This is a genomic window from Spirosoma flavus (genome assembly GCF_054778555.1).
The window spans coordinates 1,129,219-1,144,588 of record NZ_BAAGZL010000001.1 but is presented as its reverse complement, the minus strand read 5'-3'; the positions used below and the strand labels follow the sequence as shown (position 1 = coordinate 1,144,588).

General features: G+C 47.9%; 13 protein-coding genes. 6 read left to right on the top strand and 7 right to left on the bottom strand.

Translation table 11 applies throughout. The features are described from left to right. Positions 1 to 68 precede the first annotated feature (68 nt). The 5 genes from ACYVF1_RS04410 to arfB all read right to left on the bottom strand — a co-directional run bounded on the left by ACYVF1_RS04410 (position 69) and on the right by arfB (position 7,727). Positions 69 to 1,667 (bottom strand): RagB/SusD family nutrient uptake outer membrane protein, encoded by a 1,599-nt coding sequence (locus tag ACYVF1_RS04410; protein ID WP_461076007.1) that lies wholly within the window; start codon positions 1,665 to 1,667, stop codon positions 69 to 71. A 27-nt stretch (positions 1,668 to 1,694) separates the two neighbouring features. Further along, positions 1,695 to 5,180 carry a SusC/RagA family TonB-linked outer membrane protein gene (locus ACYVF1_RS04405; protein WP_461076005.1) on the bottom strand — a complete coding sequence of 1,162 codons (3,486 nt, stop codon included), beginning with the start codon at positions 5,178 to 5,180 and terminating at the stop codon, positions 1,695 to 1,697. A gap of 302 nt (positions 5,181 to 5,482) precedes the next feature. Further along, the gene (locus ACYVF1_RS04400) at positions 5,483 to 6,487 is read right to left on the bottom strand and encodes a FecR family protein (protein WP_461076003.1); all 1,005 of its coding nucleotides are present in this window, start codon (positions 6,485 to 6,487) and stop codon (positions 5,483 to 5,485) included. Between the two features lie 50 nt (positions 6,488 to 6,537). Further along, the gene (locus ACYVF1_RS04395; protein WP_461076001.1) at positions 6,538 to 7,215 is read right to left on the bottom strand and encodes an RNA polymerase sigma-70 factor; all 678 of its coding nucleotides are present in this window, start codon (positions 7,213 to 7,215) and stop codon (positions 6,538 to 6,540) included. 110 nt (positions 7,216 to 7,325) lie between these two features. Next, entirely contained in the window at positions 7,326 to 7,727 is a 402-nt protein-coding gene (arfB, locus tag ACYVF1_RS04390; RefSeq protein WP_461075999.1) for an alternative ribosome rescue aminoacyl-tRNA hydrolase ArfB, read from the bottom strand. A 124-nt stretch (positions 7,728 to 7,851) separates the two neighbouring features. Here arfB and ACYVF1_RS04385 point away from each other — a divergent pair, with 124 nt between their 5' ends. From ACYVF1_RS04385 to ACYVF1_RS04365, 5 genes are all read left to right on the top strand, one after another. Next, on the top strand, positions 7,852 to 8,547 hold the full coding sequence (locus ACYVF1_RS04385; RefSeq protein WP_461075997.1) for a hypothetical protein: 696 nt from the start codon (positions 7,852 to 7,854) through the stop codon (positions 8,545 to 8,547). Between the two features lie 204 nt (positions 8,548 to 8,751). After that, on the top strand, positions 8,752 to 9,114 hold the full coding sequence (locus ACYVF1_RS04380) for a hypothetical protein (RefSeq protein WP_461075995.1): 363 nt from the start codon (positions 8,752 to 8,754) through the stop codon (positions 9,112 to 9,114). A gap of 45 nt (positions 9,115 to 9,159) precedes the next feature. Further along, complete coding sequence (locus ACYVF1_RS04375) at positions 9,160 to 9,513, top strand: hypothetical protein (protein WP_461075993.1); 354 nt, start codon at positions 9,160 to 9,162, stop codon at positions 9,511 to 9,513. 135 nt (positions 9,514 to 9,648) lie between these two features. Beyond that, positions 9,649 to 9,999, top strand: coding sequence for a hypothetical protein (locus ACYVF1_RS04370; RefSeq protein WP_461075991.1), 351 nt, complete (start codon positions 9,649 to 9,651; stop codon positions 9,997 to 9,999). Between the two features lie 2 nt (positions 10,000 to 10,001). Continuing rightward, positions 10,002 to 10,352, top strand: a complete 351-nt coding sequence (locus tag ACYVF1_RS04365) for a hypothetical protein (RefSeq protein WP_461075989.1) — start codon at positions 10,002 to 10,004, stop codon at positions 10,350 to 10,352. 75 nt (positions 10,353 to 10,427) lie between these two features. Here the strand turns inward: ACYVF1_RS04365 and ACYVF1_RS04360 are convergent, their stop codons facing one another. Continuing rightward, complete coding sequence (locus ACYVF1_RS04360) at positions 10,428 to 11,231, bottom strand: LytR/AlgR family response regulator transcription factor (RefSeq protein WP_461075987.1); 804 nt, start codon at positions 11,229 to 11,231, stop codon at positions 10,428 to 10,430. A 6-nt stretch (positions 11,232 to 11,237) separates the two neighbouring features. Continuing rightward, the gene (locus ACYVF1_RS04355) at positions 11,238 to 14,255 is read right to left on the bottom strand and encodes a two-component regulator propeller domain-containing protein (protein WP_461075985.1); all 3,018 of its coding nucleotides are present in this window, start codon (positions 14,253 to 14,255) and stop codon (positions 11,238 to 11,240) included. Between the two features lie 332 nt (positions 14,256 to 14,587). Between ACYVF1_RS04355 and ACYVF1_RS04350 the strand changes: the two genes are divergently transcribed. Then, a complete protein-coding gene (locus ACYVF1_RS04350) occupies positions 14,588 to 15,232 on the top strand; it encodes a hypothetical protein (protein ID WP_461075983.1) in 645 nt (214 codons plus the stop codon). Positions 15,233 to 15,370: the final 138 nt, after the last annotated feature.

The following is a 15,370-nucleotide window of genomic DNA, read 5'->3' as shown; positions in this document are numbered from 1 at the left end:
ATTTTGTCAACCGTTTTTTGCCATCCTTTCTGCGTCAGCATGACTAAAAAACGGTTGACAAACATTAACTACCAGCCCGGATTCTGAGAAAGAGTTGGCGTCAGATTGCGTTCTTTTTGCGGAATAGGCCAAAGATAATGACGCGATTTGTCAAACGTGCGATTGATTCCGACCACCTGAAGCGTCGTCAATTTTCCATCTGCTGCTTTGTACGTAATGCCGTAAATCGGGCCAGGCAACACGGTTTCGGCGGTTTTCCAGCGACGAATATCGAATAAATGCTGCCCTTCAAAGGCCAGCTCAACGGTACGTTCCCGACGAATAATCTCGCGCAATTGGGCCTGATTCAGCGTACTAGCGATGGCGGGTTGCTTCACATCACTACGTCCATTTCGAACGGCGTTAATCGCATTGATTACGCTGGCGTCAATCTGGTTCATCTCAATTTTTGCCTCCGCATACGTCAGCAGAATTTCGGCGTAACGTAGCAGAATAATGTTGATGCCGTTATTGCCCGGATTGGCGTAATCGTCGGCATTAATGTACTTTTTGAGATTGAAACCCGTCGTCGAGGCAATGTACGTATTACCCACCGCATCGGCCGTACCACTATTTGGTTCAGGCCGGAACGTAACACCGCTCGGTAATACGTCTCCCGTCAGAAAAATAGAGAACTTGAGTCGGGGGTCGCGGTTGGCGTATGGATTGGCCGGATCGTAACCACTGGTCGGATCGGTAATGAGCTTACCCGACGTAGTTTCATACGTATCGACCAGGTTTTTAGTCGGAACAAAGTTACTATTGGCGCTTTTCTGGCTATACGGTGCCATGTAGGCAAACACGTTGACCGGATAGGTGTCTTTAATAAACTGCCGATCCAGCATCACTTCCTTGTTGTTTTCGGCTGCGTAGGAAAATAGCTTTTCGTATGAATCGTTCAGTCCGTAAATACCAAGTTTAATGACCTGATCGGCTGCATCGGCCGCCTGTTGATATCGACCCGCAAGCAGGTTAGCCCGCGCCCGAAGTCCTGTAGCAGCCCCTTTCGTGATACGTCCTTTGTCAGCTGCGGCATACGTAGTGGGTAAGAGGCCAGCCGCGTCGCTCAGTTCTTTATCCACAAAATCCCAGATTTGTGCCACTGGGGTACGTACCAGGGCTCGGCTTTCGTCCAGCGAAATGGCCGTTGTTACCAAGGGTACATCACCAAAGAAACTAGCCAGTTTCAGGTATTGATACGCCCGAAGTGCCCGTGCTTCGCCCTTAAACTGGTTGATCAGCGTCGTATTGGTCGATGGCACTTTATCGATGTTTTCCAGCAAATAATTACACGCCCGAATACCCTTGTAGGCTTTAGCCCATTCGCCATAAATCCGCGCGCTGGTGGCATCGTATTGCCCCAACTCAATATAGGCGTGCAGGTCGAAGGGCTGATTGACGTGACCAATATCGGTCAGCGCATCCCAGCTAAAAATATTCGTACTGTCGAGGTCTGTATAGAGCGAGTTCGTCGCCAGTCGGGCGTCGTTTTCGGTTTTCCAGAATAACGATTCCGATAATCGGTCGTTTGGCACAGTGTCTAACAATTCCCGGTCGCAGGACGTAAGGGTTAGTCCAACGGCGAGTGTCAGAAAAGTGGCTTGTATGATATAACGAATTGATTTCATGAGTTTTCTGTCTGAAAAATGACCGGATTAGAAGTTCAGATTAAGCCCAAGGGTGTACAGCGATGTTTGCGGATAATACACCGCCCGACCCGAGCCAACTTCGGGGTCCAGATTCCACTCGTTCAATTTTGAAATGGTAAATACGTTGGTCGCCGATACGTAGGCCCGAATCCGATTCAGCCGCACTTTATTGGCAAGCGCGACGGGCAGATTATAAGCCAGCTGAATGTTTTTCAGCCGGACATACGACCCATCGATAATCAGTCGATCCGACGTAGCAACGTTCCGCAAGTCGAATTTTAACGGTCTTGGGAAACGGGCATCTGTATTTGTAGGCGTCCAGTAGTTATTGGTGTAAATCGAGTGCGTAAATCCTTCCTGATTCCCCATTTCAGCCAGCGCACCCGCCAGACGCGTATCCACTTTGGCGGCTCCCTGGAACAATAAAGTCAGCTCGAAATTCTTGAATGAAAAATTTGAATTAAGCCCGAACGTGAATTTTGGGAACGTATTACCAATGTTCGTCATGTCATTAGCGTCGATCTTGCCATCGCCGTTGGTGTCGATATATTTCACGTCACCCGGCTTGGTATTGGCCGCATAGGTCGCTTTATAACCGTCGATCTCTGCCTGCGACTGAAACAGTCCGGCGGTTTTGTAGCCCCATAACGCATTGATTGGCAGACCTACTGCAATGATGTACCGCGGATCAATATCCGACCCGATGAGGTAAGGACCCGTTCCTTTCAGATCGACAACTTTGTTTTCGTTCATGCTGAAATTACCGCCCAGATTGTACTGGAATCCAGATGAGCTTTTGGCTCCCCGGTAGTTCAGGCTAATTTCCAAACCCTTATTTTCGACCGAACCAGCATTTTGAGGAGAAGCAATCAGACCAACCGTAGCCGGAATGTCCAGATTCAGCAGAATGTCGTTGGTCAGCTTCCGGTAATAATCGACGGTCAGGTTCAGGCGCCCACGCAGGAACGACGCGTCCAAACCCAAATCCAGTTGCGTTGTCGATTCCCAACCCAGGTTGGTATTGGCCAGGTTTGTTTGCCGATAGCCCTGCACAGCCGCGCCGTTAAAATCATAACCACTGGCTTTCAACGACGCATAATAACTGTATAGATCAACCGATTGGTTACCCGTTATGCCCCAGGAACCGCGCAGTTTCAGGTCGCTAACCGTCGATTGCAGACCTTCCCAGAACGCTTCTTTCGAAAGCCGCCAGCCCGCCGAAAATGAGGGGAAAAAGCTATAAATTTTGTCGCCCGTAAACTTGGACGAACCATCGTAACGCCCGTTTACCTCAACCAGATATTTGCCGTTGTAATCGTAATTGATCCGCCCGAAATACGACCGCAGCCCGTAAACCGCATCATTTCCGGAATTGCTTTTGGTACCATCGTTCGCGCCCTGACCAATCGATTGAATGTCATTATTGAAGAAACGCTCGCGGTAGGCGGTCAGAAAGTTTTGTGTATTCCCGATCTGCGAATACCCCAGCAACCCTTTGAAATTGTGATCGCCCACGTTTTTGCTATACGTCAACAAGCTAATCAGCGTGTATTCGCGCAACGTATTACGAACTTCGTTCAGCGTATTGTTGGCAACGGTTTTGGTGATGTTGGTATTCTTGTCCGTATTCACGTAAGAATTAGCGAAGTTCTTTTCCTGCGTAAAATAGCCTCGGGCAGCCAGTTGCGTCGAGAACGTTAGCCCTTCGGCAATGTCCCATTCACCTTTTACCGAACCCGTCAGATAATCCGCGAATCGCTTGTTCAGACCGCTGATTTCGGCATACATGATCGGATTATTGCCCTGCGTACTCAGGCCATACGTACCATCCGCATATTTTGGAACGGCCCAGAGCGAACCGTGTAAGATGAAATTGACCGGGTCGATGGCCGGCGTCTGCGAATAGTTATAGCGATAGTTGATATCACCACTCACGCGTAACTTGGGCGAAATGGTGTAATCGGTGTTTAGTCGTATCTCACCAATTTTGCTGTTATAATTCGTAATAATCCCACCCTGGTCCTGATAACGCAAACTTAGTCGGGTACGTAGTGCTTCACCGCCACCGGCCACCGACAACGTATGATTTTGCTGAGGAGCCGCATGCAACACCGTCTGAAACCACGTATTAGGCAGCGGATATTTTTCCCGGTCGGTCGCCGTTACGTACGCCTGAATCGACTGTTCGGTGAAGCGCGCTGGCAGTGGCGATCCCGCGTTCGTGTAAGCCGCGACCTGCATACGCATGTACTCTTCAATGCCCATCATGTGGGGCGTATTGATGGAATTCTGGATAGCGTAGTAACCATTGTAATCCACCTGCACTTTGCTGCCTTTCGCTCGCTTGGTCGTTACCAGTACTACGCCGTTCGTAGCCCGCGATCCGTAAATCGCCGTCGAAGCCGCATCTTTCAGGATCGAAATGGTTTCGATATCATCCGGGTTAATATCCTGCAAACGCTGCTCGATCCCATCAACAATCACCAGCGCATCGTTTTTGCTCATATCGTAACCACCTGTACCATTGTTACTTCCCGACGTATTGCCAATGCCGTTGATGTTGAACGTAGTGATTCCCCGTACGCGAATGGCCGTTGTGGAGCGCCCGGGCGAACCTCCCTGATCGAGCACCGTTACACCCGGCAGTTGCCCCTGCAACGACTGCTGAATGTTTGACACCGGGCGACGGGCAATCTCTTCGGCACCAATCTGAGCCACTGAATTCGTCAAACTTTCACGTTTCTGCGTACCGTAACCGATAACCACAACCTCATCGAGTTGCTTGTTGTCCGAGGCCAACGTAACATCCAGACGAGTCCGATTATTTATCGCAATTTCCTGCGTCGCAAAGCCAATTCCCGAGAAAACAAGAATGGAATTAGCGGGTGCATCGATCGTAAATTTTCCGTTCGCATCCGTGCTGGTGCCTCGGGTTGTGTTCTTGATCACTACGTTAATTCCCGGTAACGTTTCGCCCGACTGACTTTTGACCGTACCCGTAATCGGGTCAGCCGCTACGTCGGTTCGAATATTCATTGAAGCTAAGGCGGTCGGCGTTTTTATTAGCCCTTCTAACGACGTAGCAGACTCCTGATTTTCTATAAATTCCGCCGGTTGACTGCTGAGAAGGGCTACTTTTTTAGCTTTTTTCTCAGCCAGAATCAAAAACGAATTACGATTCACTTTTTTGTAGCGCAGACCGACCGGACGTAGCAAGGTTTCCAGATTTTTTTCGAGTGAGTTTTTCGAATTCACTACGTCCGGCGACACAGAAATACCTTCTACCGTTTTCAACTCGAACATAATTTCAGCACCATACTGCGTTTTCAGTTCAGTAAGCACCTCCCTAAGCTGGCGGCTGCTAGCAGTTACCTGCTTCTGCTGAAAATTACGGGCCAGTACGACCGACTGCGACCAGCCGGGTTGAAGCCCGACCAAAAACAAGAGCGCCAATAAACCCGCATTTGGGATTTTTTGTAACGAATTAATCATACAATCATAAGGGATTTAAAAGTGGGTAGTCCATTCATCAGACTCAACTGAGTGAGCAGTAATCAACTGGCCGTTCACGCAAAACAGAACGATTCATTCCGTAAGTAATTCAGCGGCCAACACGATAGTCTTGTTAACTGGTGGGCAAAGTTTAGTATGCAATTTTTCTTTTCCAAAGAATTTGTAAATTTTTGATAATCAATATTTTACCTTTTAGTCTATCGAGTTTTACTGTTATTAGCAAGGGCTCCGAATTTGGTAAACCCTAGTTCCGTGGGCCTGAAAGTGTTACGTCTACGCTGCTACTGATCCATGATCTGAACTTTATTACCCTGCCGAACGACGGTAATGTCGAGCAGTTCAGAAATAGACTGCAAAAGCTGATCTACGTTATCAGCCCGAAACGAACCCATCAACACGCGCTCGGCCAGTTCCTTGTTTCTAATCGAAACCTGCAATCCGTAATTATCTTCCAGCATGTAGGCGACTTCCTGCAAGGTCGTTTCATCGAAGACAAATCGCTTTTCCTGCCAGTTTACCTGCTTTTTGTGCTGGCTTATTGTCTTGATGGCCAAATGATTGTGTGGATCGAGCGTAACCAAATCGCCCGGTTTCATGATTACTTGTTTAGAAGATTGGCCCTCTTGAAACTGAAGTTGTACTTTTCCTTTATTCAGCGCGACTCTGGCCCCACGTTTCCGGGCGAAAACGGAGAACTCGGTACCCAATACCACTACGTTAAAATTATTAGCTGTTTTCACGATAAACCGCTGTGCATCTGGCAAATGGGTTACGGAGAAAGTAGCTTCGCCAGTCAGCGTTACTTCGCGCGTTTTTCGACCGAAGCCCCAGCGAGGTATTTCCAGACGAGAATTTGCATTCAGCAGAACCGAGCTTCCGTCTGACAGTCGAAGTGATCGCGTTTCGCCGTAAGCTGTCTGATACGTCTGGTACAAAACCTGATCCCAAAATAAGAACGTACTGATTCCCAGCAACAACAAAACCGAAGCCGCTAACAGCCACTGGGGTCGAGTCCAGCGATTCGACACGGGCAACTCGTGTACCTGATCGGCAGTAGGTGTTCTAATCTCATGCGGATTCTCGCTCAGAAACGTACTGTACCGACGTAGCGCTTCCTCAGATTTAGTCTGGTATTGAGGCTGTTTGTTCTCCCATTCTTCCAGCCATACGTAGTAGCGCTCCTCGTTTCCTTCTTCGCGAAGCCAATTAGCAATCAACTCGCGCTGAATCGGCGACGTTTTTCGCGAAAAATGATTGAATATCAAATCTTTATTAACAACTTCCATAGCGTAGAGTCGTTTGTTGTGGCAGTGGCAAAGCTATTATTCGTGATGGGTTATTGAAGAAATGGAAGGTACCAGAATCCCCACATCACCATCAGCCAGTGATCTTTGAGTCCTTTCCGAACTACACTCAGCGCCTTACTAATGTGGACTTCAACGGTTTTAATCGAAATGCCTAATTCGGTAGCGATATCCTGGTACTTAAGTCCTTCAAACCGGCTCAGCATGAAGACTTTGCGGCATTGGGGAGGTAATGATTCGACCAGATCTTCGACCCGGTGAAATACTTCTTCAAACTGGAGAACCTGATCAGGGCGCTGACTCCATGTCGTTTCGCGACTTTCGGCGGTTGTAATATCTTCAAGTTCCTGAAATTCAAGTCGCAGGTAATTGTAAGCTTCATTACGAACGCTTCGGAACAGATAAAAACGGTACGAGGAGGTTACATTTTCGTAGGCTTTGGTTTTCCAGAATTTGCAAAACACATCGCTAACCAGGTCTTCAGCAATTTCTTTCGAATAGACGAACCGAATGGCATGGCTGCACAAAGCCTGATGGTATCGTCGAAACAGCAGCTCACAGCCTTTCTGAGGACTTTCAGCAAAAGCCCGTTGGATGAATAATTCAGTATTGGCTTCAACTGGCTTCTCGTCTGGCTGTTCGATCGCGTTATCGAGTAATGGCTGAACCTTCGATTGATCAGCGGACGGGTTTAGAGGGCGGGTTTGCATAGGCTGCGATTTCCCCGACGTAGCAGGTCAATCATATACAATCAAGACAACTTTTTTTAAAAACCCCCTTAGTTGATTGTAAAATTTTCTAAAATAAACCCAAAAACAGTTCAATAATCCACTTTTTTACGGCCTGTTTTCACGTCGCTCTTACGCTTCTTTCCAGCAATACGCTCTTCGACCGATGCTTTGGATGGCTTTGTTGCTTTCCGGGGTTTGGGCGTTTCGAACGCTTTCGCAATCAGTTTGTAAAACTTCTTCGTGACTTTTTCTTTATTGGCCAGTTGCGTCCGCTCGGTCTGGTGAGTCAAAACCAGTTCACCTTCAGTAGTGAGTTTACCAGCTAATTTTTCTTCCAGAACAGCCCGTTCATCGTCAGTCAGCAACGCCGAGTTGCGCACATCGAAACGTAACTCGGCTTTCGTGGCAACTTTATTCACATTCTGTCCACCAGCTCCACCGCTGCGGGCAAACTGGTAGCGAAGTTCAGTCTCTAAACGAGTGGCATCCATACGGGTAAAAATTAACGGCTTCAACTGCATTACGTCCCTTTGCCGAACAACTGTCAACAATGGAAACGCGTGTCGGTTTACCCAAAACTAGTGGGAAACTGTATTTAAAAACCTAAAATTACGTATGGCAATTGAACAGCACGCTTCAAATTTGATTGATATTACCGCGAAAGCCTTTAACGGCGATATAACCAACGTATCACCAATCGATGCTTCATCGCTTATTGACAGTTGGCTCGATTTTCTTCAAAACGCGCCCGATCACGATCATTCACTGGATGCCACGCTCAGCGATTTAAAGAAGGAACTGCAGAAAGGGCAGCTTAACGGTGATACTATCGAGCAGTTAATGAGCAACTTAGTTAATCAGGTAAAACAAGTCGCCGACTCAGCCGACACCGACAGCAAACCCAAATTGACAAAATTGTCCGAAGCGCTCGACAGTTTTAATCAGCTCGTCACGGGTAAGGCGGGCCCAGCTCCTACAGGGGGACAGGCGCCGATAGCCAGCACTGTCGGCGGTGATTCGACGAATAGCGGGGCAGGTGGTTCAATGCTGGGTAGCGACGACGATGAGTTATCGAACCGCACGGGAGGTACCGTCAGCAACGTAACAAGTAATACGTCAGGAGAGACGGATGAAGCACCAGAAAGCCCCCGTTCTTCTGACGATACGGGTGATGCCAGTTACTCCAAAACCAATTCTACTAACTCTGCTACGTCGGGACGTAGTGATACGTCGCGTATTGACGGCCCTGGCATTTCGGGTGGTACGGGCGATACGGCAACCACACAGTCGGGTGGTCGGTCGCAGTATTAAAGAAGTAATTCTTCCACGAAGCCTATTACGTGTGCCAATCCTGAGAGGTATGGTATACGTAACAGGCTTCGTGGAAGAACATCCGTCAGTGGCGTACTCATGCCAAACAAACCGACTATTCGCCAAGTTATTTGACTAACAACAACCACTAGCAGATTTTACGATTTTCAATCATCAACGAATCTGTTCTAAACTCAATGGACTATGGCTTCTCATGCATTAGACCAACGGCTATTCGAAAAAATGGCCAATCTCACCGCTCCAAACGACACGGTTTCCGAATCAACGCCAGAACGGCTGGAGCTTATTGATGGCTGGCTGAAAGTTATCGAAGGTGATGAACGTACCGAACTGATTGCCGGAAAATTGGTGGAATTACGTGACGCCTTAAAACTCAATCATCCAGATGTTGATCGTGTTCGTGAGCTCCTTTTCAGCCTGGCCGATCATACGTCGCAGGTGGCGCAGGGCTCGCAAACGCAGGAGCAACTCGCCAGCCAGCTCGAACATTTGGCAACAACATTACGTCAGCTTGCGGGTTTACAGATTGTGGATAGCCGGGCGTAACGTAACGCTTGCGACGTATCACATAGACCCTAATTTGAATAGTATATGCTAAGCTCGAACACGTACGAACAAAATGTGCTTACTGATACGCTCGCTCTGTTTCGCAACAGCGACGGGTACATGCTGACGCCGTCGCAAGGTGTCCTGCTTATTGATAGCTGGTTGCAGGTACTTGAGGGCGACCCTAATCTCGACGAGATTAAGGGACAGCTTGACGAACTACGTACCGCGATTCAGGCCGAACAGCCCGACAAACTCTACATCGGTAGCTTAATGAACAGTCTGGCCGAAAAATCCGAAAACATCGCCAGCGATGACAACTCGGAAGGCACTTGGACGGGCGGCCTAGTAAGCTTGGCGAGAATACTACGTAGTGTCAGCGAAAAAATAAATGAATAATACTTTGTCAGGCTAAAGCACGAAGCATCTTAATGTTTACAAACAAGCCAGTAAGGATAAATTAAGATGCTACGTGCCTCAGCCTGACAAGCTTATACCTCATTTTACATTAACCAATAATTTTCACTACATACCATGGAAGGAACCGGAACAACTCTTGAACATCGGATGCTTAATGATACGTTAGGTGCGTTGGGCGATGGTCATCAGGCAAAACTTACGGCTGACCAAGGCCTATTACTGCTCGAAGGGTGGCTTAATGCGCTGCCGGGCGACGTAGGTGCCGAACGCATTCTAGCGGAAGTAGAAGCCCTTCGCGACCATCTAAAAACGGGCAATTACGACAACGAAAAAATCCGGCATTTGCTGTTGAGTATGGCCAGTCATACCCTGTCGCTTTCGCATGAACCCAATATTGAAAGCAACACGGCGCACGACATCAGGCTCTTAGCCAATGCATTACGCAATTTTACCAGTCAGATCTGATTATGTTTACTCACGAACAATCGACTACCCTCCTCGATATGACCATGGACGTACTGGAGGGCGAAGTGGCCGGAACAACCCCACAGAGCGGCAAAGGCGTCATTGATAGCTGGCTCGAACAGCTTCGTCAGGCCGAAAACGCCAAAGAGATTGCCAACACGCTGGAAAGTGTGAAAACGCAACTGGAAAGCAATCAGATTCGTAAAGAAGAATTGAGTGATTTACTCTCTACGCTGGCAACTCAAACCGCTGAATTCAGCACACGCATGGGCTCCGAGGGTGACATTGCACCGCGCCTGGAAGGACTTTCGGCCGCGCTCAAGTCGATGGCCGGCCAATTAGTACAGCACTGATTTTTTATCTTCCTGAGGCAGAAAGGTTACATTAAGTTTCCTCCTGCCTCAGGATGGTAAAATCAGCAAAGTCTCCTACCCTATCTTTCCGGAGTTGACGTAGAAATCAGACAGTAACTCCAGAAACTCCTCTTTACGTCGACGCGACACTTCTACTTCGGTGTTATCGCTCAGCCACACCTGCCCACCATCGCCTTTAACGTAACGTTTGATGTGTTCGAGGTTGACGATATTGGACTGATGAACGCGGAAAAAATAATAGTTATCCAGAATTTCTTCGTACTCCTTCAATAGCCTCGACACCACAATCGGCTTGCTGCCAACCAGGTGAAATTTGGTGTATGATCCCAGCGATTCGCACTGAATGATATCCGTCATTTGCACGAAGTGAATTCCCTCGGCGGTGGGCAGGGCGATACGTTGATTATCGTTACGTGTACGTTTTTTGAGGCCGGATGGCTGCGGATTCTGAATGTGTTCCTGAAGGATTTTCAGTTGCTGCGGATTCACCGAATCGTGCTGGATTTTGAATTTCTCGACAGCCGCCTGAAGTTCGTCAGGATCGATGGGTTTGAGCAGGTAATCGATGGCGCTGAACCGAAACGCTTTTACGGCATACTCCTGATAAGCCGTCGTGAAAACAACCCCAAAAGCAATCGTATCGAAGCTCGATAACAAATCAAAACCCGTTTTACCAGGCATTTGAATGTCCAGAAAAACCAGATTTGGCTTCTCTTTTCGAATGAGTTCGATGCCGGTATCAACGTTTTTTGCTTCACCACAAACCACTACGTCGGGGCAAAGGATTCGGAGCAGGCTGATGAGGGCCTGGCGGGCATTGGCTTCATCGTCGATAACGGCGGCACGTAGCGTTTCCATACGGTTCTAGACTTTTTCGATCGGTAGTAATAGTTCGACCCGCGTTCCGGCGGGCTGGTTTTGGTCATCAAACAAATCAATTATTTCGAGTCGGGCTTTACTGCTTTTGTAACGTAGCGACTCAAAAATTCCCTTCGTCATCTCCTGTCCGCGCGAGATATGCCCTTCGCGTCGGGGCGTCAGTTTGCGACCAACGCCGTTGTCTTCAATGGTGCAGATGATGTGATCGTTTTGCACCCGCGCTGAAATTTTTAGCCTCTTTTCGCCTTCTTTCGGCATCAGACCGTGCCAGATGGCGTTCTCGACGTAGGGTTGCAGCAGCATGGGCGGGAGCTGCGCAGCCAGTAATACGTCGTCGTCTTCAATGTCAAATTCGTAGCTGAATTCGTGATTAAATCGGAATGATTCAATTTCGACGTACATTTTCAACGTTTCAATAATCTGCTCGAATCGCAGGTACGGATAATTGGAGTTTTCCATAATCCGACGTACCAGTTTCGAGAATTTGGAGAGATATTTGGCACCTTCAACCCCCCGATTGTTGAGCAGGTAATTCTGAATGGAGTTGAGCGAATTAAACAGAAAATGCGGGTTCATCTGCGATTGCAAGGCCTTGAGCCGGAGTTCGGCGATCTGCAAATCCAGCCGGTTGCGCTCGTTATACGTACTGACCCGCCAGCGAATGGTTCCAAAAACAGCTATCGCTACCAACAGAGCAACCAATCCCATAAACAACCAGGTTTCCCAAAAATGCGGTTTAACCGTCAGCTTAATCGTCAGTGGCTTTTGACTCCATAGTCCGAAACTATTACCAGCCAGTACGTTCAGCCGATACGTCTTGGGAGCCAGATTGGTAAACGAAACAGTGTTCTGACTACCCAGATCGATCCATTTTTCATCAAACCCAGCTAGCTGATACCGGTACACATTACGGGAAATCGGTTCAAAATTCAGAGTCGAGAAGTGTAATGTTACCGAATTTTCATCCGGCTGAATAGTGATTCCGCTGGCAATAGCCTGATTGAGTCGGCGGCCCTGAACTTCTACTGAACTCACGGCCACATGTGGCGGTATTTTATTGAAATTTATTCCATTGATGTCAATGATATTCAAGGCATTGGTATAGCCCAGCACCAACTCTTTCTGCTGATTACAGAGAAATGACGACGGCGAATTATTGTACAGCCCCTCGATGGTCGTCAATCGATTGATGCTGTTCCGGCGCGGGTTCGCAATATGAATACCTTCATTGGTGCTGAACCAGAAATTACCCTTTTTATCCTCACAAATATGGCTGCAATACGTATCGTTCATACCCGTATGCCGGTAGTCGAACGCGCGGAGAATGCGGCCCGACGGGTGCACTTTCGTGATTCCGCCCCAGCTGGCAACCAATATTGCCCCGTCCTCTCCCAATTTCATGCCATTGATGCACAACCCACCAAGGGATTTCCCTTTGTTTACCGACAACTGCTCAATATTGATAAAATCGGCTTTGGCCGCATCGAAGTAAAAAAGCCCTTTCGAGCAGGTAGCGATCCAAACTTTCCCATCGTTGCCCTCCTGCAACACTTTCACGGAGTTGTTTTTGAAGATTTTATCACCTGCTGCCTGACTCCAGAGCTTTTGTTCCTGTCCGGTTTTCAGATCGAAAACCTTGATTCCCTCCGTTACGTTGGCCACCCACAACCGCCCATTTCGGTCGAGCAGCCCATCCACAAACTCGGTTGATTTAAACGCCTTCATAATACGGGCAGATGGCACAAATCGCGGGTTCACTACGTCGGTTACGAAAAGACCTTTATTGGCGAACGCATATAATTTTCCACCCAGTAAACGCAGTCCATTGGTCGACGTTGATACCGGATACGGCAACTGCATAAACTGGTTGTTAGCCAAATTCCAACGTAGCACACCTGTATGTGATAGCCCCAGAAAATACGTATCGGCCGACTGCTGTACTACGCTGTTAATACCCACAGGGAGTTGAATCACATTGGCGGGAATGTTAATGGTACGTATCCCTGGATTTCGGTAACGGTATTTGTACAGACCGTTCAAGGTACTTAGCCATAAAATACCATTTTCCTTGTCGTCCTGAATCCGTTTGATGGGAATGCCTTTGTTGTAAAACTCGGTCAAACGTATCAGCTCGTTGGTTTCGGGATAAAGCACAATTACGCCATTGCTGGTGCCTACGAATAAAACCCGTTTCCCGTTTTCATCCTGAGACTCAACACCACATATAACATTCTGATTTTCAAACCCTCGCCTAAAATACGTAAATTGACCGCTGGTAGGTACGTAGCGCACTAACCCTCGGTCAGAACTTCCTAGCCAGATGGCCCCGCCCCCATCTTCAAACGCCTGACTAAAGGAAATTTTCGTCCGATTTACCGGGTTTACAGCTTCTTCACCCAGCAGGCAAATGAGTTTGTTCTTTTTCCGATCGTATTGATAAAATCCTATTTCGGAGATGATCCAGATGTTGCGATGAGAATCTTCCAGAAAGCTCGCGTATTGGTGCACTTCCTTCTCAGCCAGCGCGTAATGATGCAGTTTGCCAGTGGTCAGATCATAGCGTTTCACCTCGGCATAATCGCAAAGCCAGGCCTGGTCGTTGGAATCGATATAGACTTGTTCATGCAGATCATTACTGGCGTCGGCATCTTCGTAGTTGTTTCGAAGCAACGTCTTGACAACTAAGGTATTGGGGTCTATCGAACAGAAGCCGCGCGTATCGAGTGAAACATACATCATACCTTTCGAATCCATGGCGATACCCGAACAATAGCCCTGTTTGAGCGAGTCCGACGTATCGAAGCGGTAGCCATCGTACCGATATACCCCACGTGACGTACCAACCCAGAGAAACCCCTGTTTGTCTTTTGCCGTACACCAGACGTTGTTGGAAGGCAAGCCCTCTCTGGTAGACAAATGTTCAAAACTAAAATTGGGTAGTTGTGCAGCCGCTTCCTGGATAAGTGTGAAAAGCAGCGCCATCAACAACAATAAAAATCTCATTGGCAGACGCTTAGGCGGGCAAGTTAACGAGTTTTTCAGAAATCACGAACACCCACGCAGGCGGGTATCAACGCCGTTACGTTCTACCGTTTCTTGCCAGCTACCAACTCGTTTCTGCCACTTTTTTACCCAATCGACCCAAATATAAACTGGGACTTTTCGCCGTCAGTAAATGAGCCAGATTTGTCATGAATTCAACTTTCGAGTCGGGCAGAGCCAAACATTGTTTTGGACGTTGATTTCCCGATTACGTAGTAGAGTTTAGTCCGACACCTGTGAAAGTGGACATTGAGTGACTTGTGAGAAGTGTCAACGTAAAAAGAATAAACTTAATGAGCTCCCTAACCTATATCTGTGTTGGCGCTGGCCTGATAATCTATTATTTTGTCGTGCTACGTCGCTACAATTCGCTGGGCTTCCGCATGTTCAGCCTGTTCACGTTTATTACGTTATGTGCCTGTTACTGGATTTATCAGGACAGTCTGATCGACAAGGCCGTTCAGGAAAGCAGTCAGATTGTAAAAGGAACGATCACGGCTAAACGACGTATCAAATCCAGTTCGTCGAGCAGCCCCGATAACGAGATTACGGTAACCGTGGCGGCTGCTCCCCACCGCATCGATACACTTACTACGTTCCGTAATATCTCTGTTGACGAATGGTCTTCCTGGAAACTGAACGACGCCATAGACCTATATTACGTTGATAATCAGCAGATACTCATTCCTAAAATTTCATTTGATCGTTACCTCAATGATCGTTCGGGCTTGTACATTGGGGTAGGCGTTTTCTTCCTGATTGGGGTAGCTTGCTGGTTTTTTCTGAAGCGTTACAACATCGGCGTCGACCCGGATACTGGCAACGAGTGGCTGGAAAAAGACGGTAAAATCTATTTCGATGAACGTCGGAGCAAGTTTTCTCAAACCATGAAACGAGTCAATATTGTCTCAAAAATGATTCAGTTGCTGGGGCGTTAGAAGCGTGATTAGTGAAGCTGTTTTTGTCATGCTGACAAAGCAAGTACCTTAAGCTTTATCCACTAAAGGGTAATAATACCTTAAGTTACTTCCGCTCCGACACGATCTGCCGTTGCGACCGTCCGCGACTGCGGGCCC